Origin of the sequence: Hyphococcus aureus (genome assembly GCF_042643165.1) — a bacterium.
Taxonomy (GTDB): domain Bacteria; phylum Pseudomonadota; class Alphaproteobacteria; order Caulobacterales; family Parvularculaceae; genus Hyphococcus; species Hyphococcus aureus.
The window spans coordinates 689,252-709,664 of sequence record NZ_JBHRSH010000001.1 but is presented as its reverse complement, the minus strand read 5'-3'; the positions used below and the strand labels follow the sequence as shown (position 1 = coordinate 709,664).

Annotated in this window: 18 protein-coding genes; 9 read left to right on the top strand and 9 right to left on the bottom strand. The window is 56.7% G+C overall.

The genetic code is table 11. From position 1 onward, the window contains the following. The first annotated feature begins 12 nt into the window (after positions 1 to 12). Complete coding sequence (locus tag ACFOOP_RS03275; protein WP_379879434.1) at positions 13 to 4,113, top strand: glycosyltransferase; 4,101 nt, start codon at positions 13 to 15, stop codon at positions 4,111 to 4,113. A gap of 31 nt (positions 4,114 to 4,144) precedes the next feature. Here the strand turns inward: ACFOOP_RS03275 and ACFOOP_RS03270 are convergent, their stop codons facing one another. The 3 genes from ACFOOP_RS03270 to ACFOOP_RS03260 form a co-directional block, all read right to left on the bottom strand. Then, on the bottom strand, positions 4,145 to 5,152 hold the full coding sequence (locus tag ACFOOP_RS03270; protein ID WP_379879433.1) for a sulfotransferase domain-containing protein: 1,008 nt from the start codon (positions 5,150 to 5,152) through the stop codon (positions 4,145 to 4,147). An 80-nt stretch (positions 5,153 to 5,232) separates the two neighbouring features. After that, a complete protein-coding gene (locus ACFOOP_RS03265) occupies positions 5,233 to 6,141 on the bottom strand; it encodes a sulfotransferase domain-containing protein (protein WP_379879432.1) in 909 nt (302 codons plus the stop codon). Between the two features lie 135 nt (positions 6,142 to 6,276). After that, positions 6,277 to 7,428 carry a sulfotransferase domain-containing protein gene (locus tag ACFOOP_RS03260; protein WP_379879431.1) on the bottom strand — a complete coding sequence of 384 codons (1,152 nt, stop codon included), beginning with the start codon at positions 7,426 to 7,428 and terminating at the stop codon, positions 6,277 to 6,279. 270 nt (positions 7,429 to 7,698) lie between these two features. Between ACFOOP_RS03260 and ACFOOP_RS03255 the strand changes: the two genes are divergently transcribed. Together ACFOOP_RS03255 and ACFOOP_RS03250 are read left to right on the top strand one after the other, a co-directional pair. Further along, the gene (locus ACFOOP_RS03255) at positions 7,699 to 8,904 is read left to right on the top strand and encodes a hypothetical protein (RefSeq protein WP_379879430.1); all 1,206 of its coding nucleotides are present in this window, start codon (positions 7,699 to 7,701) and stop codon (positions 8,902 to 8,904) included. A 20-nt stretch (positions 8,905 to 8,924) separates the two neighbouring features. Next, positions 8,925 to 9,866 carry a GDP-L-fucose synthase family protein gene (locus ACFOOP_RS03250; protein WP_379879429.1) on the top strand — a complete coding sequence of 314 codons (942 nt, stop codon included), beginning with the start codon at positions 8,925 to 8,927 and terminating at the stop codon, positions 9,864 to 9,866. Here the strand turns inward: ACFOOP_RS03250 and ACFOOP_RS03245 are convergent. Together ACFOOP_RS03245 and ACFOOP_RS03240 are read right to left on the bottom strand one after the other, a co-directional pair. Beyond that, positions 9,856 to 11,148, bottom strand: coding sequence for a glycosyltransferase (locus ACFOOP_RS03245; RefSeq protein ID WP_379879428.1), 1,293 nt, complete (start codon positions 11,146 to 11,148; stop codon positions 9,856 to 9,858). The genes ACFOOP_RS03250 and ACFOOP_RS03245 overlap by 11 nt on opposite strands. Positions 11,149 to 11,280: 132 nt before the next feature. After that, complete coding sequence (locus ACFOOP_RS03240; RefSeq protein WP_379879427.1) at positions 11,281 to 11,802, bottom strand: hypothetical protein; 522 nt, start codon at positions 11,800 to 11,802, stop codon at positions 11,281 to 11,283. A 371-nt stretch (positions 11,803 to 12,173) separates the two neighbouring features. On the opposite strand from ACFOOP_RS03240, the gene ACFOOP_RS03235 reads away from it, so the two are divergent. The 3 genes from ACFOOP_RS03235 to ACFOOP_RS03225 are packed head-to-tail and all read left to right on the top strand — an operon-like array spanning position 12,174 to position 15,006. Further along, positions 12,174 to 13,220: a glycosyltransferase family 2 protein gene (locus tag ACFOOP_RS03235; protein ID WP_379879426.1), complete on the top strand. Its 1,047-nt coding sequence runs from the start codon at positions 12,174 to 12,176 to the stop codon at positions 13,218 to 13,220. A 4-nt stretch (positions 13,221 to 13,224) separates the two neighbouring features. Further along, complete coding sequence (locus tag ACFOOP_RS03230) at positions 13,225 to 14,292, top strand: glycosyltransferase (protein WP_379879425.1); 1,068 nt, start codon at positions 13,225 to 13,227, stop codon at positions 14,290 to 14,292. A gap of 6 nt (positions 14,293 to 14,298) precedes the next feature. After that, complete coding sequence (locus tag ACFOOP_RS03225; RefSeq protein WP_379879424.1) at positions 14,299 to 15,006, top strand: sulfotransferase domain-containing protein; 708 nt, start codon at positions 14,299 to 14,301, stop codon at positions 15,004 to 15,006. A 15-nt stretch (positions 15,007 to 15,021) separates the two neighbouring features. On the opposite strand, the gene rfbC is transcribed toward ACFOOP_RS03225, so the two are convergent. The 3 genes from rfbC to ACFOOP_RS03210 form a co-directional block, all read right to left on the bottom strand. Then, complete coding sequence (gene rfbC, locus ACFOOP_RS03220) at positions 15,022 to 15,573, bottom strand: dTDP-4-dehydrorhamnose 3,5-epimerase (RefSeq protein WP_379879423.1); 552 nt, start codon at positions 15,571 to 15,573, stop codon at positions 15,022 to 15,024. 82 nt (positions 15,574 to 15,655) lie between these two features. After that, a complete protein-coding gene (locus ACFOOP_RS03215) occupies positions 15,656 to 16,375 on the bottom strand; it encodes an FkbM family methyltransferase (protein WP_379879422.1) in 720 nt (239 codons plus the stop codon). Next, entirely contained in the window at positions 16,363 to 16,503 is a 141-nt protein-coding gene (locus tag ACFOOP_RS03210) for a hypothetical protein (RefSeq protein WP_379879421.1), read from the bottom strand. The genes ACFOOP_RS03215 and ACFOOP_RS03210 overlap by 13 nt, the downstream gene beginning before the upstream one ends. A gap of 141 nt (positions 16,504 to 16,644) precedes the next feature. Between ACFOOP_RS03210 and ACFOOP_RS03205 the strand changes: the two genes are divergently transcribed. The 3 genes from ACFOOP_RS03205 to ACFOOP_RS03195 all read left to right on the top strand — a co-directional run bounded on the left by ACFOOP_RS03205 (position 16,645) and on the right by ACFOOP_RS03195 (position 19,515). Further along, positions 16,645 to 17,688, top strand: coding sequence for a ribonucleotide-diphosphate reductase subunit beta (locus ACFOOP_RS03205; protein ID WP_379879420.1), 1,044 nt, complete (start codon positions 16,645 to 16,647; stop codon positions 17,686 to 17,688). Between the two features lie 86 nt (positions 17,689 to 17,774). Next, positions 17,775 to 17,987, top strand: a complete 213-nt coding sequence (locus ACFOOP_RS03200) for an AMP nucleosidase (RefSeq protein WP_379879419.1) — start codon at positions 17,775 to 17,777, stop codon at positions 17,985 to 17,987. A gap of 85 nt (positions 17,988 to 18,072) precedes the next feature. After that, a complete protein-coding gene (locus ACFOOP_RS03195) occupies positions 18,073 to 19,515 on the top strand; it encodes an alanine/glycine:cation symporter family protein (RefSeq protein ID WP_379879418.1) in 1,443 nt (480 codons plus the stop codon). On the opposite strand, the gene aguB is transcribed toward ACFOOP_RS03195, so the two are convergent. Then, positions 19,512 to 20,363: an N-carbamoylputrescine amidase gene (gene aguB / locus ACFOOP_RS03190; RefSeq protein WP_379879417.1), complete on the bottom strand. Its 852-nt coding sequence runs from the start codon at positions 20,361 to 20,363 to the stop codon at positions 19,512 to 19,514. The two genes, ACFOOP_RS03195 and aguB, sit on opposite strands and share 4 nt — an antisense overlap. Between the last annotated feature and the right edge of the window lie 50 nt (positions 20,364 to 20,413).

Sequence of the window (20,413 nt, the reverse complement as noted above, 5' to 3'; positions counted from 1 at the left end):
CGGCGGTTTTATATGCAACGAGAAACGCAGGACTCACTGACAACCGTCTCCGCGCGGCAATGGGTGGGAGCGCATCAGCGCTATCCGGACACCACCGGGAAGCGGCGCGCCGAAGGCGGCGCGCGCATGAATGCGGGCGCCGCCCGGAAGCAAGAGACGTCATCGCCGCGCGTGTCGATTGTTACGGTGGTGTACAACCGGGCGGAAACAATCGAGCGGTCGATCAAATCCGTTCTCGATCAGCGTTATCAAAATATCGAATACATCATTATTGATGGCGGCAGTTCAGACGGCACAATTGACGTCATTCAAAAATACCGTGAGCGGATAGACTATTTCATTTCAGAGCCTGACAATGGCGTTTACAGCGCCATGAACAAAGGAATTTCGCTTGCTGCTGGCGATTATATTTGTCTTCTGAACGCTGACGATTATTACGACGAGAATTTCGTTTCGTCACTTATTGAATGCGCCGCCCGGACAGATAATCCCGATATTGTCTGCGGCGCCATTCGGATGAATGACGCGCTCATTTCGCCGGGGGAGATGAGCGACGGGGTTTATTTTGGTCATCTGAATTTTTTTCACGGCACGTTTCTGGTCAAGAAAGAATGCTACGATGAGGTCGGGCCCTATAATGAAGACTATCGCATTGTCAGCGATGTGCTGTGGGTTCAAAACGCCTATGCCGCCGGGATGTCATTCGCCAAATGCAAGGATGCGATCGTGCATTTTTCCGATGGCGGCCTGTCATCCGGCAACACCCCTGAGCGGCGGGAATTACTGATTTCGGAAACCGCGAAAATGTATCGGGCGCGCTTTCCTTTTCTGACAGATGAAGACGCGCGCGCGATCTATCTTTACCGGTTTCACAAAAAACATTCCTTCATAGTAGAAAAAATCGTCGACCGCTATTCGAGCTGCAGTGAAAAATTCAATGCGGCGCTGGCCCTCTATGTAAAATATTGTCTGTGCGAACGCCCGGCTTTTGTTTTTGAAACGGCGGATGTCGACCCCTTTCTGCCGGTCAGTTTCCGGCTCGCGTCGCGGTTGGGTGTTGATTTACCTTCTCTCCGCTTTGCGCTTCCCGATATGGATGTGTCTGCTCTTATTCACACAATCGATGATGTGATCGAGCGCGCGCTGCAGGCGAGAGCTGGCGGAAAGAAAGTCATTCTCCATTTTGCGGAGAAGTTTTCGTCGCCGTCAGAGACATTTATTTACGATCTGCTGATGCGCATGCAGGGCGCGGGCTGGGCGCATAATGTCATGCTCTGCGATGAGCGGCGCCTTGAAAAAGAGCGGCCCTATCCGGATTGTCTGGAGCTGCCATGGCCAAAGCTTCCTCCGGCGCTTCGTGAAATTTTATATGTGCGCTTTTTTGAAAAGCTTGGGCCTGACGCGCTGATTTGCCATTTCGCAGCAAGCGGCCGCTGGCTTTATGCGCGGATGACGCCGCTCGGGCTGCATGCGCCGACCATTCATATGACGCATGGCATCGATGTTTTCGCGATCAGCACCAATCCTGAATATAAAGAGTTCATTCAAAAACACGCGGTGCTGGACCCGCAGACAGAATTCACGGCTGTTTCTGAATATCTGGCGACTGAATTGGTTGCGCGCGGCGTGCCGCCGGAAAAAATCACGCTTAGTCCGAATGTTGTGCATCCGCGATTTTTCGAGCATCGAAAAACCGAGGATTTCTACGATGGCGAGCGCGAGCTGCGTTTGCTGAATGTCGGCAGGTTGATCCCGCTGAAGGGGCATCGTTACCTTCTGGAGGGCTTGCGTTATTTTATCGACCATGTGTCGAAAAATGTTCGCCTGACAATTCTTTATGGCGGCGACGACCGGGACCTGGAAGGGCTGAACCGCCTAGTGGGTGAGCTTGGTTTGAGCGGCCATGTCGATCTCATTGATTATGTGAATTTCAGGGAACGGCCCGACTTTTTTTCGAATTTCGACTTGTTTGTGATGGCGTCGACTTATTCCGACGATCACTGGAAGCGCTCGGAATCATTTGGCATCGCCACGCTGGAGGCGATCGCCGGCGGTCTGCCCGTGATAGTCACCGATGCGGGCGGCTCCGCCGAGGTCGTGGGGCGAGAGCACAAATTTGCGAAAATTGTGCCTCATGCAAATGGGCGGGCGATCGGTGAAGCCATAGAGGCGTTCTATCGTGAGCGGGACGGTTTCTCGGACAATCTCGACTATGCGCAAGAGCGGCTGGCGGCGTTCGCTTCTCAAAAGCAGCTCTCAACGCTGCGAGGGCTTATTGAAAAGGTATCGGCAAAACCTCTCAATGTCGCCTTGTTCTCGGCGATTGCCTCCGGCGGCGCCGGAGGGGCGGCGATGCGTGTGCATGAAAGCCTCTTGCGCGCGGGTGTGCGATCAAACTTTCTGACGCGCTATGGTCAGGCCGTTGACCGGCAAACGCCGTTCGTGAACGCTGTGAGGGCCGATCTCAAGGGTGAGTGGGATCTTTTACAGTCCGGCGCCAACCAGCATGACGGGAATACGATCTTCACCGTGAACGAGCCGCGCCTTGAGCAAGCCACGATTGCGCGCCTCGTCAAGGATGCAGATGTCATCAACATACAATGGGTGGCGCGGATGCTCTCGGTTGAGAACATCGCCTATCTTTCCAATCTCGGAAAGCCGCTCGTCATCACGATCAGGGATATGCAGCCGCTCGCCGGCGGTTGCCATTTCTTTCACGGGTGCGAGCATTGGCGCCAGGATTGTTTTGCCTGTCCGCAGCTTGTCGGTGACGATCGGCAGATCCCGTATCATACGCAGCGCTTCAAGCTGGATAACTGGAACCGCAACAATATTACCGTGGTCACGCTCAGTGAACACACCGCGCGTCTTGTCCGTCAGTCCCCGCTTTTTGAAGGCTGTGAAATTGAGCGGATCGCCAATCCGATTGACCTCGACACGTTTGTGCCGATGCCTCAGGAGCATGCCCGCCAAAGTCTGGGTTTGCCGGAATCTGGAAAGATTGCTTTCTACATTCCGTCCTTCAACAGCAAGGTAAAGGGCAGAGCTGAACTGAGAGAGGCGCTGGCGCTGCTGCATCAAAAGCATCCTGACCTCGATCTTCATATTGTGACGGCTGGGGCCGCCGGCGCCGAGGAGGGTGAGTTTCCCTTCAAGACGACAAATCTTGGCAGGATTGATGACAAACTCATGCTCGCCAAAGCCTATGCGGCGGCGGACATCACCTTGATCCCCTCCCTGGAAGAGACATTCTCCAACACGGCGGCTGAATCAGTCGCCTGCGGAACGCCGATTGCGGGGTTTGAGACGGGCGCGATTGGTGAAATCGCGGGGGGCGGAGAGCGCGGCGCGACAGCGCCGGTGGGCGATTGCCCCGGCCTTGCGGCGGCGATTTACAGCGTGCTCACCGGTGCGGCGACCAACACCGATTGCCGTGACTATGCGCTAGAGCGGTTTTCGTTTGAGGGTCAGGGCCAGCGCTATCGCGACTTGTTTCACAAGCTGGCCTCGCGCGCCGCATCGGCGAAAGCTGAGGCTGTTCCCGAAGCGCTTGCGCCGCCGCTCTTTAGTGAACAATCCGGGCAATATCTTTTTGAGCGCCAGGCGATTGTTTTTGACGCAAAGAAACGGGCGGCCATCAAAGCGGAACAGGACCAAACCGCCGGTCAAATTGCAAACCTGCAAAGCCGGCTTTCGCGGTTGAAGGCAATGACGGCGCATGCGTCCGCGCAAGGCGAGCCGGCGCCCGCCGCGCCGCCGCGTTTTGCGGCGCCGCTATTGCGCCTTGCCTCATCGCTCGCCAAGCGCAGCCGGCTGGCGTCCCTGCCTGTGAAACTGTTGCTGCAAGCCACGCAGATCGCCGCCGCCCGACCGTTTATGACCGCGCTTTACTGTTTGCTCTTTGTCGCCGGTGTCGCCGCCATATTTGTTCTGGCGCCGGCGCCAGACGCCTGGAAGCTCGTCCTTGGCTGGAGCGGTTTCATGGTTGCTTGCGGCGGCGCCTATATCGTGGCTTCTTTTGTGAAAAACCGGATTCTGGCTTTGAACTTGCGCGTTCATCAGGAAAACCAGTTTCGACAGCGCCTGCTTTCAGAACTGAAAGCGTATAAATAAAGCTAAGGTCAATGACGCTTGGGACGCGCGCTTACCCCGTCATGTGCTTACGGATTTCATTATCCGCATCCCAGTCGATTTCCTTTTCGATATATCGCTGGGCCTCATCGCTGAGAACACGTTCCTTATCCAGAATCTTCATGCTGTCGGCGATGTAGTTTTGCACTTTTTCGCGAAGGGCGTCGTCGCAGGAAAGGTCGAGCTTTTCAAACATGCCAAGCGCGTAATCGGCATCTGAGTGCAGCTTTGTGTAGTCCGTTATATAGAATTTGACGTCCTGCCCGTCCGCAGCGTTCATGGCCTCGCAGATGGCGCGATTATTCGTGTTGAGATCAAAGCAGGCGTGTTTGTAACTCCACTCGTCCATGCTGCGTTTCTTTTTATGTTCGTATGACCAGCAGACATCTTCGATGCTTCTGTAGATATGAAAGACACGTAATTTTTTGTCTTTGAACTGACTCATGGTGATGGGCGCGCTGTAAGAAAAATTCGGCCGCTTGTCGCCAATCCAGGCGCATGTGCGTATTTTCTTGTGCAGGCGCTCCATCGGCTTGATGTGACGATGCGTCTTGTGGCCGGGGGAGTATATGTTTTCTTTCAAAAACATATCCGGGTGATAGCCGAAATAAGGCGTAAAGCGCTCCGTGAAGATAGCGATCTCGTTATGTAGATTGAGAATCCGTCCGAAAGACGTAGTGCCTGATCTCGGCGCGCCGCTAATGAAAACAAAATCCTGATGGGGGTTCTCCACGGGCTTTCCCAGAAAGGGCAAGCCATTCGTGACATAGCGGTTGAAATCGAATTGCGGCGGGTTGGTCTGCAGCGTCCGGTAGAGCTGATCGAGCTTTTGGGTGTCTTGATTGTTCCGGAAGCAAACAACAAGCAATGACAAAAATTGCTGCTGCGTCGGCTCAAGCGTCACGGCGCGCTCAAGAAGACCGGCGGCCTCATTCCATTTCCCGATCTCCATGAAATCTTTCGCCTGACTGGCGAGGTCTTTAGCTTCCTGATGAGCGGCTGATGGAGGGGTCTCGGTCATGGGGTCTGGATCTTGTGTTGCTATGGCGTTTTCTTGGTGTTGGGCATCGAGGCGGGAAGCAGTGCGGCCTGTTCCAAGGTTTAGAGCAACTCCCTGCTCAAGACCGCTTTCGCCTCTTCGCCCTCTTTGGCGAAGATAATCTTGTCGCCGAATGCCTGTTCATTATTGAATCCGTAAACGTCGAGGCAGGCGGCGTATTTTTCTGCGGTGCGCGCCATGCTTTCCTCGTCAAAATGTTCCTTATAGTTTCCAAACTTGACCTGACGCACATGGTGTTCAGGTCTTTCCTTAGATGGGCGGATATCATGTTTCTCGGCGACTTTCTCAATCAAAGCCGGATCATATGTTGCGCCTGAATATTCGATTACATCTGCAAGGAAATCTTTCTTGCGGAAGATGATGTCCTCATAGCGGTAAATGCGTGTGCTGTTCGGCGGAAGGTTTTTGTGGAAGCCGTTTAGTCCGGCCAGAAAGTTGTGAAACTCCTTCGGCTCCGATCGCACCCACTCATTCACATTGCCGAGCTGTTTCGCCTTCTGGCGTTCGGCGGACATCGTGTTGCGCAACCCCCCGCTATCGGGAATCGAATGTGAGTGGGCGACGGAGAAATAGGATGAGACGAGACGGTCCCGGGGATCGCGCACAAGGAGGATGTTTTTCACCTTGTCAAACGGAAAACCCTTGGCGCGAAGCGCGGCCGGATTGCGCCAGCCAATATAGGCGTAGCCTTCTGAAAAAAGCGTCTTGCGATATTGCTCCGCGCCGATATTGCTCGGCAGCCCGTTTCTGAAAAGAAGTCCGGGCACGTCAATGCGGGGATAGGAGATGGCTGAAAAATAATCGTCGAGCATGCGGGTGAGCAGTGTGCTGCCGGCCTTGTTCAGGCTCCACGCAAAGAAGCTGGGAAATCCGGCCTTTGGCGCCGGAAGCGCGATTTCCACATCCGTATCGCTGTTCTCCGGACGAAGTTTGATCAGTTTTTCCGTCATGACTTTTTCAATTTCACTAACTCGGCGCTCTTGATCCGCTGCCCTAAAAAGGTAGTGAAACAACGCTTTCAAAGCGAGGGCAAGTGGCAGATGCAAGTTTATGAGGGCTCAACGGTCTAAAAGACCTTTGATTGCTTATCCCAACGCATTTGGCGTTCTTTTTTGAGCGGCTTTTTGCCGCCGCCGCTCGGCGAGCACGTACCGCAGGGCGCGCAATTTCAATATGGAGCCCACATTAGGCGCGAGCGCCTGTTCAAGCTGGCGGTTTTTGTTTTTCATGCTTTCCAGCGCTGAGCCGGTTTGCGCGAGGGAGGCCGCGTTAGACGCGAGCTGTTGTTCAAGGTCTTGCAGTTTCGTTCTGTAGCCGCTGATTTCATTGCGCTGCCGGTCGAGCTCATCCCCTTGGCGCGCTGACAGTTTCGCGAGTTCTTCGATCTTTTTCGCCTTGATCTGGAGGCGCATATTCAGATCATCCGCATAGCGGTCGCGCGCGTCAAAATTTTCAGATAAGCGGGTCACCTTGTTTGTCAGATTGCTCAGCGGGCTGATCCGGAATTTTCGAAGCTTTTCTGATTGCGATATGATCGCGCTTTTGACCGCCGACATATTGTTTTCAGCAGTAATCGAATAGCCCAGTTCCTGCATGAGATCGCCATGCATGAATTGCAGGAAAGTCAGTTCCTTCTCCGTCAGCTCTTCACGATTGCGCGTGTTGGACCCTGACCTGAAAAATTCAGGAAATTTTTCATTCAGTTTTGAAAAGTCCGGCGGCATGTCTTTGCCGTAATCAAGGCCGGTGAAGTCGGCGATCTTTTTGATGGACCCGGCAACGTCTCCTGTCAGCTCCTCGAATTTCAAAAGCAATGTGTTTGGCCGTTGGGCCGGGTTCCAGTCATGATAGTGCTGGCTCCAGTCGCCGAAGGAGACGGCGCCGGCGATGACATCGCAAATATCCGCTTTGTAGGTGGAGAACCGCTCTAGGTAGTGATAATATGACACCACCGTCGCTGTTGCATCGCGGATGACATAGATCGCTTTTTGATCGTCCGGAGGCGCGTCATGGGTTTTGATGATGTGCAGCTTTTCCGATTTAACGGCGTCGTCGTAAAAAGCATCCCAGGCGCCGGGGTAGTTTTTATGGCCGACAGCGTTCGCCAGACTGGCCGATTTGCCGATATCGCTGCTGTCATTATATTTGGAATATGTCGCCTGCCCAAAACATTTGAACAAAAGCGTTCTCAAAAATGTATTGCCCGAGCGAGGGTAGGATGCGAGCCACAATATCATGAGGTTTTCCGTTGTTTCTCAACCGATTATTTGGCGTGATTTTGGGGAGAACAAAACCCCCCGTAAAGACGGCGCGCGGTTTCGCCTGTAACCGCGGCTTAAATGGTGGCTCATCAGCCCGCCATATATGTTACGGCCCAAAGGGGCTGTCGAAGCGCCAGGTCGGGCAGGTTCAATGAAATTGTCTTGACGACCGTATTGAGTGCTTTATGGCGGAAATATCAGGAAATGTGGCGAGGGGCGAGGCTCCAGGATCGTAACGCGTGCGGCATGACGAATAACCCGGAAAACGGAAATGACCGCGCCCTTGTCTCGGAAAATGGCGCGACCGACGCGCCGCAAGGCGAAGCTGAAAGGCTGAGAGCCGAGCTGCATGACGCCAGAACGGCATCTGTTAAGATGGCCGCCGAGATTGAAGCCCTGCAACACAAGCTTGAAAGAGCCCATCACGCGCTTGAGCCGAGATTATTATCGATTCTGGCCTTGCGACCGCTTCGCTATGCGTTGGCGGCGAGAAACCGGATAAAGCGGGAGGCCAAAAGCGGTCTTGCCGCGGGCGAGGCCGCGCCGTTCTCGGTGCTGGATAAAAAGAGGGCGGCGATACGCGTCACCGCCGCAGAGCTTGTCGATCAAATCAGAGCGACGGCCGCCGCCCATGAAGCGTCTGTGGCGCCAACAAAAGCCAAAGATATCGGCATAGCGGTTTTTGCGCATAACCGGGCAAGTCATGTCACGCATGTGCTGCATGCGCTGGACCTGCAGGGCGCGTCCGGATTCACACATGTTTTTATCGATGGAGACCACGGCAACTCGAACAAGAGAGCGCAGGTCGATCTCGTTCATGATTGCGTTGCTCATTTTCCGGTGAAGGGCATTCATCGAAATCGCGGGAATTTCGGATTCAGAAAAATGATGTTGCTCTCGATGCGTTTCATGATGGAGCGATATGAGAAAATCATTTTTCTGGAGGACGACTGTTTCCCGGCAAGCGGCGCCGTTGACGGATTCGATCAGGCTCTTTCGCGCGCCGCGGATGACGATCGGCTGTTTTCGGTTTATGGCCATCCTTTTGGCGGGCCTGACGAGGCGCGTGGTTCAACGCGCTTCCAGAGTTGGGGTTGGGCGACAACGGCAGCGAAGCTGCGGCCTGTCTGGGATGCGCTTATGGAGTGCTATTTGCAGACCGAGGAAGAATATCTCGACTTTGTGGAGCGGCATCTGACGCCGGAAATTGAGGCGATGATTGATGTGACGCCCGGCAGACAGCCATCGGAGACCTTGAGAAAGTTTTTCGCCTGGGATGAAACTCTTTGCCTGCTGACGGCGATGCGCGGTATGCGCCACCAGATGACGGAAGAGAGATTGATCTACAATTTTGGCGCCGGTGAAAGCGCATCTCATTTCGAGCATGTTGAGTATTTCCGGCAGCCTCCGTTTAATATGGTGTCTGCGGATGAAATATGGAGCCATTTTTAACGTAATGGGCGTCACTGTTTATGCATAAAGATGACAAGATTTTCGTCGCCGGACATCGCGGCATGGTGGGCGGCGCCATCGTCCGCGCGTTGCGGACGCAAGGCTATGAGAATCTGACGCTTCGCACGCGCGCCGAAGTTGACCTTCTCGACCGCAATGCGGTCAACGATTTTTTCGCCGCGGAGAAAGTCGACCACGTTTTTCTGGCGGCGGCGAAGGTCGGCGGGATCATCGCCAATGACACCGAGAGCGGCGACTTCATCCGCGATAATCTATATATCCAGACCAATGTGATCGACGCCGCTTATCGCCATGGCGTGAAAAAGTTCATGTTTCTGGGGTCGAGCTGCATCTATCCGAAATTCGCAGAACAACCGATCAGGGAGGAAAGCCTCCTGACTGGTGAACTGGAGCCGACCAACTCCGCTTACGCCATTGCGAAAATCGCCGGCAAGGAAATGTGCGACGCCTATCGCAAACAATTCGGATTTAACGCCTTCACGGTCATGCCGTCGAATGTCTACGGCGTCGGCGACAATTTCGACCCGCAATCGAGCCATGTGGCGGCCGGGTTGATGCGCCGCTTTCACGAGGCGAAGGAGGCCGGTCTTGATGAGGTTGTCGCCTGGGGAACCGGCTCTCCCTTGCGCGAGCTGATCTATGCGGACGATCTTGCTGACGCCTGCGTCTTTCTAATGAACAATTATGACGCCGGCGGCATGATCAACGCCGGATCGGATCAGGAAGTGTCTATTCGCACGCTGACCGAACTGGTGGCGCAGACAGTGGGTTTTGACGGCAAGATTTCCTGGGATGCATCGAAACCTGACGGCACGCCGCGCAAGATCATGGACAACAGCCGCCTGCGGGGGCTCGGCTGGACGCCGACAACATCGCTGCGCGACGGGCTTGCGGCTATGTATGCGTGGTTTCTCGAAAACGTCGCGCGATCTAGCCGCTAGAAGAATTCTCCTCGCGCTCTGCATCCAGGCAGCGCCGCCAATATGACTCCATACTATTGGCGGCGACGAAGTTTTCGCGTTCGTTTTTCGCGCGCGCGCTGAAGGCTGCGCGGGCGCCATAGACTTCCAGAATTGCGTCGGCGAAGCTGGCGGGGGTGTCTGCAGTAAGGCCGCCATGGGTATGCGCGGCTTTGCCCGGATAGGTGTTGGCTGTCGCCACGATGGTTTTACCGGCGGCAAGCGCTTCGGTGACGACGGCGGAGCCGCGGACGCGATATTCATGTTCGCCATAGGGGAGCAGTACGACATCGCTCGCCAGCAGCAAGTCTTGATAGTCATCGTCTGAAAGCGGCTCCAGCAGGAGATGCGCTTGCCCTTCAGGCCGCGCTTGCAGCCGGTTAATCGCCTCCGTGATCTTTGGGTCGCGCCCGACAATCTGCGGACTGGCGTGAAGGATGAAGCGGATGTCGCCCGTTGCACGCTCGAACACATGCGCCACGATGTCCGGAATATGCTGGAAGCCTTTTTCAAGGCGCGCCGACCCAAGCGAGACGATCAGAAAACTGTCGGGTTGAAGGCGGAGCTTTTCACAAAGGCGCGTCCGGGCGGCGTCGCAAGCGTTTGCCTCTGGCGCGCTCGCTGGGATGGGCAGGGGCCGCACCGTGGCGGGCCATAATTGCGAAAGGTGCTCGGCGAGATAGGCGTTCTCGGCATAGAGAAACAGCTTGCGCCCGAGCGCGCCGGCCTCTTTCAGTTGCTCAAGGGTTTGTTCGAATCCCTCCATCACCTGACGCTTTGGCATCACCCCGACCGGGTCATAGGGGGTCGCCACATGGAAAACAGGGAGCGCCTCCAGCGGCGTTTCTCGGATTATGCGGGCGACAGCGGGGAGGCTTTCGCCGTCCGCTGTGTGCAGGAGGATGCGGTCTTCAGGACCGATCTCCCACTGCGCCATGGCCGATTGGAGATCCTCGAAAAACCCGCCCATGGGCGCCGGGGGAGGCGCGTCCCGCCGGCCTGTCAGTTTGCGTTTGAGGCGGGTGAGAAGGTCCGGCTTCTTCGCCTGCTGTTGCTGGCTGATATAAGCGTCATACATGGACGATCGGAAAACCGGCGCCACGGTCGCCTTTTCAGCGTCGAGCGCGCCTGAAAACCCTTCGGAACAAAGCCAGACAACGTCGAAGCCCAACTGCTGGGCGGATCGCGTGGCTTCGCGGGTCATCATGTAATGATGGCCGCGTATATCTTTCAGCGATGGATCGACAATGAAAAGGCGTTTCATGATCTGGGGCTTCGGGCGGAGAGGGCGTTCCTCCATAGGGGGGATCGCCATAGAGTTGAAGACATCGTCTGTCCGCCCAAACAAAAACGCGCCCCTGAAGGGCGCGCTTGATGAAGCTGTTTTTGGGCTGGGTTAAGCGTTGCCGGCTTTCATCAGCTTTTTCCGCGACGCGCCGAGAAGGCCCGCTCCGCCGAACAGGAACAGGATGAAGGCTGCCGGGATCGGGTTGGTGAGCGTCTCACCGTTGCTGAGCGAAGCGAAGATCGAGTGCTCGGCCTTGTTGGCGGTGCTGTCCGCGACCGAGGCCCGAATCGCCCGGATCGTGTTGCTGACGGATGTGCCCCAATATTTGCTCAAATCGAGCACCAGCACGGTGAGTTTGCGGTTTGTGCCGAGGATCAGCTCACCATCGTCAACCAGAGAATAATCCGACAGGCTCTGGCCATTAATGGTCATATTGTAGAATTCGACCCGGCTGGCGTTGATGCCGAACTGGATCAGTTCGACGCTGTTGCCGGCGTCGACGCTGGGGCCGACTGCGGCCATTGATTCCATATGCGCGGCCTGTTCAAGGCTCATTGGCGCTGCATGAGCGGCTGCGAGCGTCGATAACGCCGCGCTTGCTGCAAGTGCGAAAAACTTGTTCAAATTCATACCCTTATACTCCACCAGCTGTGTCGCGAACGCTTCGCGCGGCCAATTGGTTCCAAATCGAAGAAAATAGTTAACAACTACTGTTGCTTAATACTCCCAAAGCAAAAGTTTTACCAACCGTATGTGGCGAGATTACGATAAAGTTAACCGTTTTTTCTATCAATACGTGTGTTGAAACTGGAGTTTCTCCCTCGAATTTGAGCAGAATCTTTTGTTGCCGGACCCCGATTAGGACACCGGGTGATCCTGTTCTCTTGAATTAGGACGCTTGCGAGGGCGGCGCTCATTGCCCGGGCGCGCAACGATGGTTAAATCCGGCCGCTTGCAGGGATGTTCGCGGCTGCCGGGCGCGGCCCCGCCAAGAGGACCTGATGAGCGCAGCGACGCCGCCGGCGGCCCAGTCGGTTACCCTGATCATCGTGAACTATAATTCCGGCGCACGGCTCGGCCGCTGCCTGGACTGCCTTTCACGCCAGACGGTCTCCTGCTTTGACATCATCATTGTGGATAACGCCTCGAGCGATGATTCTCTGGCCCAGGCGGACCTAGCCGCCCGGGACGTCCAGTTGATCGAGGCGGGGCGCAATGCCGGCTTTGCGGCGGCCAACAACATGGCGGCGAAGGCGGCCAAGGGCGAATGGCTGGCTCTGCTCAATCCCGACGCCTATCCCGAACCCGGCTGGCTTGAGGCGCTGTTGCGGGCGGCGGCGCATCATCCGGAAACCGATGCGTTTGGCTCCCGCCAGCTGGACGCCGGAGATCCGGCGCGGCTCGACGGAGAGGGGGATGTCTGTACGATCTTCGGCGTCGCCTATCGCGGCGGGTTTGGCCATGCGGCGGCGCCCTGCGGCGCGGACGGTGAGTGCTTTTCTCCCTGCGCGGCGGCGGCGCTCCTTCGGCGATCGGTGTTTCTGGATCTGGGCGGCTTTGACGAGCGTTTCTTCTGTTACGGGGAGGATGTGGATTTCGGATTCAGGCTGCGCAATGCAGGGGGGCGGGCCATTCAGGTGAACGGCGCCGTCGTGCTCCATGAAGGCTCGGGCGTTTCCGGGCGCCATAGCGCCTTCACCCTCTATCACGGCCATCGCAACCGCATCTGGATGTTTTACAAGAACATGCCTGCAGCGCTTTATTGGGCGAGCGCCCCCTTGCGGCTCATCGCGGATACGGCGCTGTTCGTGAAAGCGGCCGCGGCGGGTGAAGCAGGCGCCTACCTCAAGGCTATGCGCGACGGCTATGGCGGGCTTGGCGCATTGCGCGAAGACCGGCGAAAGATTGCCGCCTTGCGCCGGAAGAGCGGCGCGGCTATCGCTGCCGCCTTGTGCTGGTCGCCGGTGAAATTTCTCCGGCGCGAGGCTGATTTGAGGCCGCTGGATGGAGCTGATCCTTCAGCGGCGAGCGAACAACAGAGCAGTTAAGCCCGTGCCAGCGCAGCCGACCTTTGCGATTTCCGTGCCCATAGGCGCTTATCATCCGCTCTTGCGCGATTGCCTCAACAGCCTTGCAATCCAGACGCCGCGCCCGCAGGTCGCTGTCCTTGACGCCTCTGGCGATCCGCGCGTCGCCGAGGCGGTCGCCGAGTTTCCCGATCTTGTCGTCTATCACCGCGCCGGTCCTGACGGCGGACAGTCCGATGCGATCATCGAGGGCTGGGATAATCTCTCCGGCGATATTCTTGGCTGGCTGAACGCCGACGACGCGCTCTATCCGGGGGCGCTCGAAGAGGCTGCGCAAGCCTTCATCAATGCTCCCGATACGGATTTATTTTACGGCCACACCATCATCAACAATGACGATGATGTTATCGTGGGCTATCATTGGGCGGTGGAGCCGCCGAGCGACATGATTCTCGCAGGCGACATCATCTCCCAGCCGTCCTGTTTTTTCCGCCGCAAGAAACTTGACGAGATTGGCGGCCTTGATCGCGATCTTCATTACACGATGGACTGGGATATCTGGGTGCGGCTTTGGCGCGCCGGCGCTGACTTCGCCTATACGGACAATGTCTTGTCTCGAGTGTTGTGGAGCAAGGACGCCAAGACCGGCGGTTTCAACCGCCGCCGCCGCGAAGAGCTGGAACGCATTATCGGCGCCAACGCCAGTCTTATCCGGCGCCTCAAAAGCCGGTTCGGCTTCACCCTGCATCATGCTCTTGAATATCTGGCGCCGGATTTCATCGCTGACTTTTTGCGGTCGGCGCCGGGCCGGACATTGCGCGCCATCAATGGCGTCGATCGCAATGGCGGTTTGTCCGGTGAGGCGTTTTTGCCGCTGGTCCACTACGCCCCTCAGCCGATGACGGCGCTTGAGGTCACGCTGGAATGCGAAAGCGCCGTCGTCCTGTCGGCGGCTGGCGCAAGGAGCGAGGTTGATACCTCCGGCGTCCATCGTCTTGTGTTTGAAAAACCTGTTGCGGCGGGAGAAACTGTCGCCTTGACCTTGAACGCACATGGCGCGCGCGCCCGCTTTCTCGGCGCGAAGTGGCGGTAAGATCTGATGGAACGGCGCATTCTTGTTTTCACCGTTCACAAAGCCGCCTCGCTCGGCGTGAGCGATGTCATGCGCCGGGTTGCAAAAAAACAGGGATGGCCTTTTCATTCCGCCAATTTGAAAAAGGCGACGCTGGTTGAGCCCAAGGCGCCGGGCGATGTTGATTTCCTTGCGCAGCTTGACGGAAAGACAGGGCTGGTTGGCCCCATCCGCATGCCGGTGGCGCTGGCGGGAAAAGCGGCGAACGACAAGCTCATCCTGCACCTGCGCGATCCGCGCGATGTTTTGGTGAGCATGTTTTTTTCCTGGAGCTACAGCCATCCGGGTGTGGATGAGGCGTTGCGGGCGCGCTTGCGCGATAAAGGCCTCGACGAATTTGTCCTGCGCGAAAGCGCCGGTCTGAAAGAAAAATATGCGCTTTATGTCCGGGACTATCTGAGCCTTCCGGATACGGTCCTGCTGAAATATGAGGATTTCGTTCTTGACCGGCCCGCCTGGCTGGACGCTTTTTTAAAGGCTTGCGACATAGACCCGGCGCAGCGTTTTTACACCCGGCTTGGCAAGGACAATCCCGCCGCCAAAGTGCGCGAAGAGGACAAGTTTTCTCATATCCGCAAGGCGGCGCCGGGCGATCACAAAGAAAAGTTAAAGGCTGAAACCATCGCGACGCTCAATGGCGAGTGGGCCGAGCTGTTGCAGGCGCTCCACTATTAGCGCTGTCTTGCGATCTTAAAAGGGCGAGTTGAACGCGGCCCAGCTTTGCGCTTTGGCATCCTTTTCAGACAAGGATGCCTCGCTTTCGCTGACGCCCCAATCAATGGCGAGACCGGGATCGTTCCATTTGACCGAGCCGTCGCTGGCGCCGTCATAAAAGGCGTCCACCTTGTAAGCGACCTCCGTATCGGGCTCGAGAGTCAAAAAACCGTGCAGGAAACCTTTGGGCACGAAGATCTGCTTTCCGTTTTCGGCGGAGAGTTCCGCTTTCACCCATTTGCCGAATGTCGGAGAGGATTTGCGAGCGTCAACGGCGACGTCGGTGATCGAGCCTTTAAGGACGCGCACCAGTTTTGACTGGGCGAATGGCGGCGCCTGAAAATGCAGGCCGCGCACGGTCCCCTGTTTTGCCGAATAGGAATGATTGTCCTGAACGAAATCGACCTCAACGCCGGCCGCCTTGAAGGCGCGGGCGTTATAGGTTTCGGAGAAAAAGCCCCGGTCGTCGGAAAACCGGCGCGGGGTGATGATTTTCACCTCGGGAATATCGAGCGAAATAACGTCCATGACGGGCCCTTTTTATCCACACTGAGAACAATAGAAGTTTTATCTGACCAAAGGGTGAAGCGGGCGTAAGCCCTGAAAAAGCCTATCCACCGTCAATCGCTTTGCGAATCTTTGACGACAGGAAGATTGCGTTCGCCTGATTCCACTGGCTATGCCTCGGGCCGACCTTTTCCTTATGATAAAGCCCGATTTTCACATCATCCAGTGAGTGAAGGCTGTAATCATACCGGACGAGAAACTCCCACAGTTTCCATAGCAGCGGCTGGTCCAGATATTTTTGAATAAACACGACCTCGGTAATGATCAGATCGATAGCGACGCCGCCAAGAAAATCTTGTGCGCCATGCAGGGCGTCCAGTTCGCCGCCTTGCAGATCGAGTTTCAGGATGTCGATATTGCTGAGGCCGCGTTGTCTGCATTCGCCGTCGATGGTCACAACGTCGACCTGCGTTCCGCCGGACAGCGTCGCCGCCGCCGGGTAATAAGGCCGGCCTTTGGCTGCGGGGCGCTTTAACAGCGAATTGGTGCCCGAGAATTTTCCCCGAAAAAATTCAGAGCGGCCGTTCTTCGCGCCAAGGGCGGCGTTGATAATTTCCACATTCCGGGCGTGGCAAAGGTTTTCCGAGCCGATTTTCCAGCTGTCCGGATCGGGCTCAAAGGCGAGGACTTTTGCATCGGGAAAAACCTCAAGCGCCTGCTGGGTGAATTTCCCGTGATGCGCGCCGCCATCGATGATCGTAATGTTTTCGGGAGCGTCGCGCCGGCTCCCTAAAAGCTCGCTTGCTGTTTTCAGTAGTGACATTGCTGCTTTTCGTCAGGAGGGCGCTCGCTTTCGAGCGATGCGGGATGCGCCTGCATGTAGTCAAAAACGGTGGACAAAGTCGAGGCGGGCGCTGTCTCAAGGGCGAGGCCATGACGTTTGATTTTCATTTTCGGGTCGAATCGGTGGAAAAATTCCGGAAAAGGAGATGCCTACCGTATCTTGCGGAGCTTCAGGAAACGGGGCACAAGATATAGGGTTACCAGCGCTCTTCCCGCCGCCGCTTCTTACTTGGATTCAGGATCAGAATAATGCTCAATGCCGCCGAAACGACCGTTGAATTGCCTGGGCTTTTGACCCCGTCCTTCGCCTACAAGCCGTTCCGTTACCCGTGGGCGCATGATTTCTGGAAGAAGCAGCAGCAGGTCCACTGGATGCCCGAAGAGGTGCCGCTGGGAGAGGACTGCAAGGACTGGGCGAACAAGCTCGATGACAGTGAGCGCAATCTCCTGACCCAGATTTTCCGTTTTTTCACCCAGTCCGACATCGAGGTGAACGACAATTACATGGAGCGCTACAGCCGCGTCTTCAAACCGACCGAAGTGAAGATGATGCTGTCGGCCTTCTCCAACATGGAGACGATCCATGTCGCCGCCTATGCGCTGCTCCTTGAAACCATCGGCATGCCGGATTCGGAGTTCTCGGCGTTCCTCGAATATGAGGCGATGCGCGACAAGCACGATTTCATGCAGAAGTTTGGTGTGGACAGCCACGAAGACATTGCGCGCACGCTCGCCATGTTCGGCGCCTTCACTGAAGGGCTGCAGCTATTTGCGTCTTTCGCGATGCTGATGAACTTCCCGCGCTTCAACAAGATGAAGGGCATGGGCCAGATCGTCACCTGGTCGATCCGCGACGAGTCGCTTCACTGCGAAGGTATGATCAAGCTCTATCACGCCTTTGCGCGCGAGACGGGCTGCGTCACCAAGAAGGTCGCGGACGATATTGTTGAGTGCTGTGAAACGGTCGTCGGCCTTGAGGACAAGTTCATCGACCTCGCCTTCGAGATGGGCCCCGTGCAGGGGATGACGGCGCAGGACATCAAAAACTATATCCGCTATATCGCCGACTGGCGCCTCGGCCAGCTTGAGCTGCCAAAACTTTACGGCGTCGAAAAGCACCCGCTGCCCTGGCTTACGGAAATTCTCAACGGCGTCGAACATGCGAACTTCTTTGAGGCGCGCGCTACGGAATATTCCAAAGCGGCGACCCGCGGCGAATGGCATGGCGATGACGGCGTCTGGTCGAATTTCGACAAGATGATGGAAAAGCGCAAACAGGCGGCGAATCTATAGGCCGCCGCCTTAACCTATAGACAAATGCATCATCTGCGGCCTAGTTTGCGCCGCAGTATGTTTCCTAACCGCCTAAAAGGTCACCCATGTCCAACGATCCCGAACGCATCACCATCATAGCCCGCGAGTTCACGGCGGCCGCACTGGAATTTCACCGCGGCAAGATGGCGGAAAAAGGATATCGGATGGAGGGCTCGATCACGCCGCGCACCTTCAAAATGATCGAAGGCATGGATGCGCCGAAGGATCTGTTCGAGGGCGAGCCCTTGTTTGCCGTGACCTTCGTCAAAAAAGACTAGGCTTCCTCCCAAATTCGACTTTTGCGGGCGCGTCCGCTAGATTTGTCTTCTCCGCCCATCGCTGAAGACAAGTCAAGCGAGATCAATGATCGCAGAACTGAATGCTTTGCTCTGGGGCAAAGTTCTTATCTTTGTCCTGATCCCCGTCGGATTGTGGTTCACTTTTCGCTCCCGCTTTGTGCAGTTCCGTCATTTCGGAAGCATGTTCGCGATCTTCGGCGAGGCGCTGAAACACAACGCCGATCATCCGTCTTCATTTCAGGCTTTGGCGCTGTCCGTTGCGGGACGCGTCGGCGCCGGCAATATCGCCGGCGTTGCGGTGGCGATCACGCTTGGCGGGCCCGGCGCCATTTTCTGGATGTGGCTTGTCGGCCTTGTGGGGATGGCGACGAGCTTTTTTGAATGTTCTCTCGCGCAGCTTTTCAAACGCCGTGAGCCTTCGGGTGATTTTCGCGGCGGCCCGGCCTTCTACATCCAGCACGGATTGAGAAAGCGGCTGGGGCCGGCCGCGCCTGTCCTGGCTGGCGTTTATTCCATCTTGTTGCTGGTCGCCTTCGGTTTCGCCTTCAACGTATTGCAGAGCTACGCCGTGTCGACATCCATGAGCGGCGCCTTCGGGTTTGATCCGCGGGTTATCGGCGTTGTGCTGGCGGCGCTGGTGGGGCTGGTGATTTTCGGCGGCGTGCGCCGCATCACCCGCGTTGTCGAAATTGTCGTGCCGGTTATGGCGCTCAGCTATATCGGGCTGGTGCTGTTCATCCTTGCGACGCGCATTGCGGATGTGCCGGGCGCGCTCGGTCTGATCGTGGAAAGCGCGTTTGGTTTTAACGAAGCCGTTGCGGGCGGGATTGGCGCCGCCATGGCGCAGGGCATTCGCCGTGGACTGTTTTCAAATGAAGCGGGGCTGGGTTCCGCACCCAATGTGGCGGCGGTCGCCTATGTCGCGCATCCGGGTCAGCAGGGGATTGTACAGGCGTTTTCCGTCTTCATCGATACGCTGATCATCTGCACCTGCACGGCGTCGATCATTTTACTGTCCGGCGTGGACTTAACGGATCCGAATATCGACGGTGTCATCCTGACGCAAACGGCGCTGGCCGCTCATGTGGGCGGCTGGGCCGATGAGTTTGTAGCGACGGCGCTGTTCCTCTTTGTGTTCTCATCGATCATGTATAATTATTTTCTCGGCGAGAACGCGCTCGATTTCTTTACGCGCGAAAGCAAAGTGGCGTTCACGATTTTCCGCATTGCGACGCTGGGTTTTGTGCTGGTCGGGTCCAATCTCGATCTCAGCGCCGCCTTCGGTTTTGCGGACGCGGCCATGGGTCTGCTTGCTCTGGTCAATCTCTTTGCGCTGGCGCTGTTATTTCCGATTGGTCTGCGCGTCATGCGCGATTTCGACGCTCAGCGGAAACAGGGCGTGAAACCCGTCTTCGACCCTGAGGACTATGCCGATCTCGATATCGATGAAAGCGCATGGGCGCTGGAGCCGGAAGACGCGGCGCGACTTCAACAAAAACGCGCTTAGCGGTTACCCGTCAGCTTGCCGTAAAGCTCAGGGCGGCGGTCGCGGAAAAAGCCCCAGCTCGCGCGGCGCTCGTCAAGATGATCGAGATCGACGGTCGCTGCTGCGAAGCCTTCTTCGTCACGCGACATGTCGGTGAGGAAATCGCCGCCATCGTCGACAATGAAAGACGAGCCGTAAAAAATCTGGCCCTCTTCATCGCCGATGCGGTTCGCCGCTGCGACGGGAACAACATTTGAAACGGCGTGACCGGTCATGGCGCGGCGCCAGCGGTCGCGCGTGTCGAGGGTCGGGTTTTCAGGCTCGGACCCGATGGCGGTGGGATAGAACAACACTTCTGCGCCCATCAGCATCATCGCGCGCGCCGCTTCCGGGAACCATTGATCCCAGCAGATGCCGACGCCGATGCGGCCGAATTTTGTGTTCCAGACCTTGAAACCGGTGTCGCCGGGGCGGAAATAGAATTTCTCTTCGTAACCGGGACCGTCGGGAATATGGCTCTTGCGGTAGAGGCCCAACAAAGCGCCATCCGCATCGACGGTGACGAGGCTGTTGTAAAATTCCTGGCCATCGCGCTCGAAGATCGACAGCGGCAGGACGACGCCGAGCTCCTTCGCAAGCGGCGCCAGCGCGGTGACGACAGGATGCTCTTTCCACGGATAAGCGGTCGTGAAATGCGCCGTGTCTTCGGTCTTGCAGAAATAGGGGCCCTGAAACAGCTCCGGCGGCAGGATGATTTGCGCGCCGTCTTTTGCGGCCGCGCGGATTAGCTTTTCAACTGCCTGGATGTTTGCGCTCATGTCGCCGCCAAAGGCGGCTTGCAAGACGGTGAGGCGAAGGGTGCGGGCCATGAGGTCTCTCCTGGTGGCGGCGTCTGGTGAGGGCGCTTGACGCGATAGCG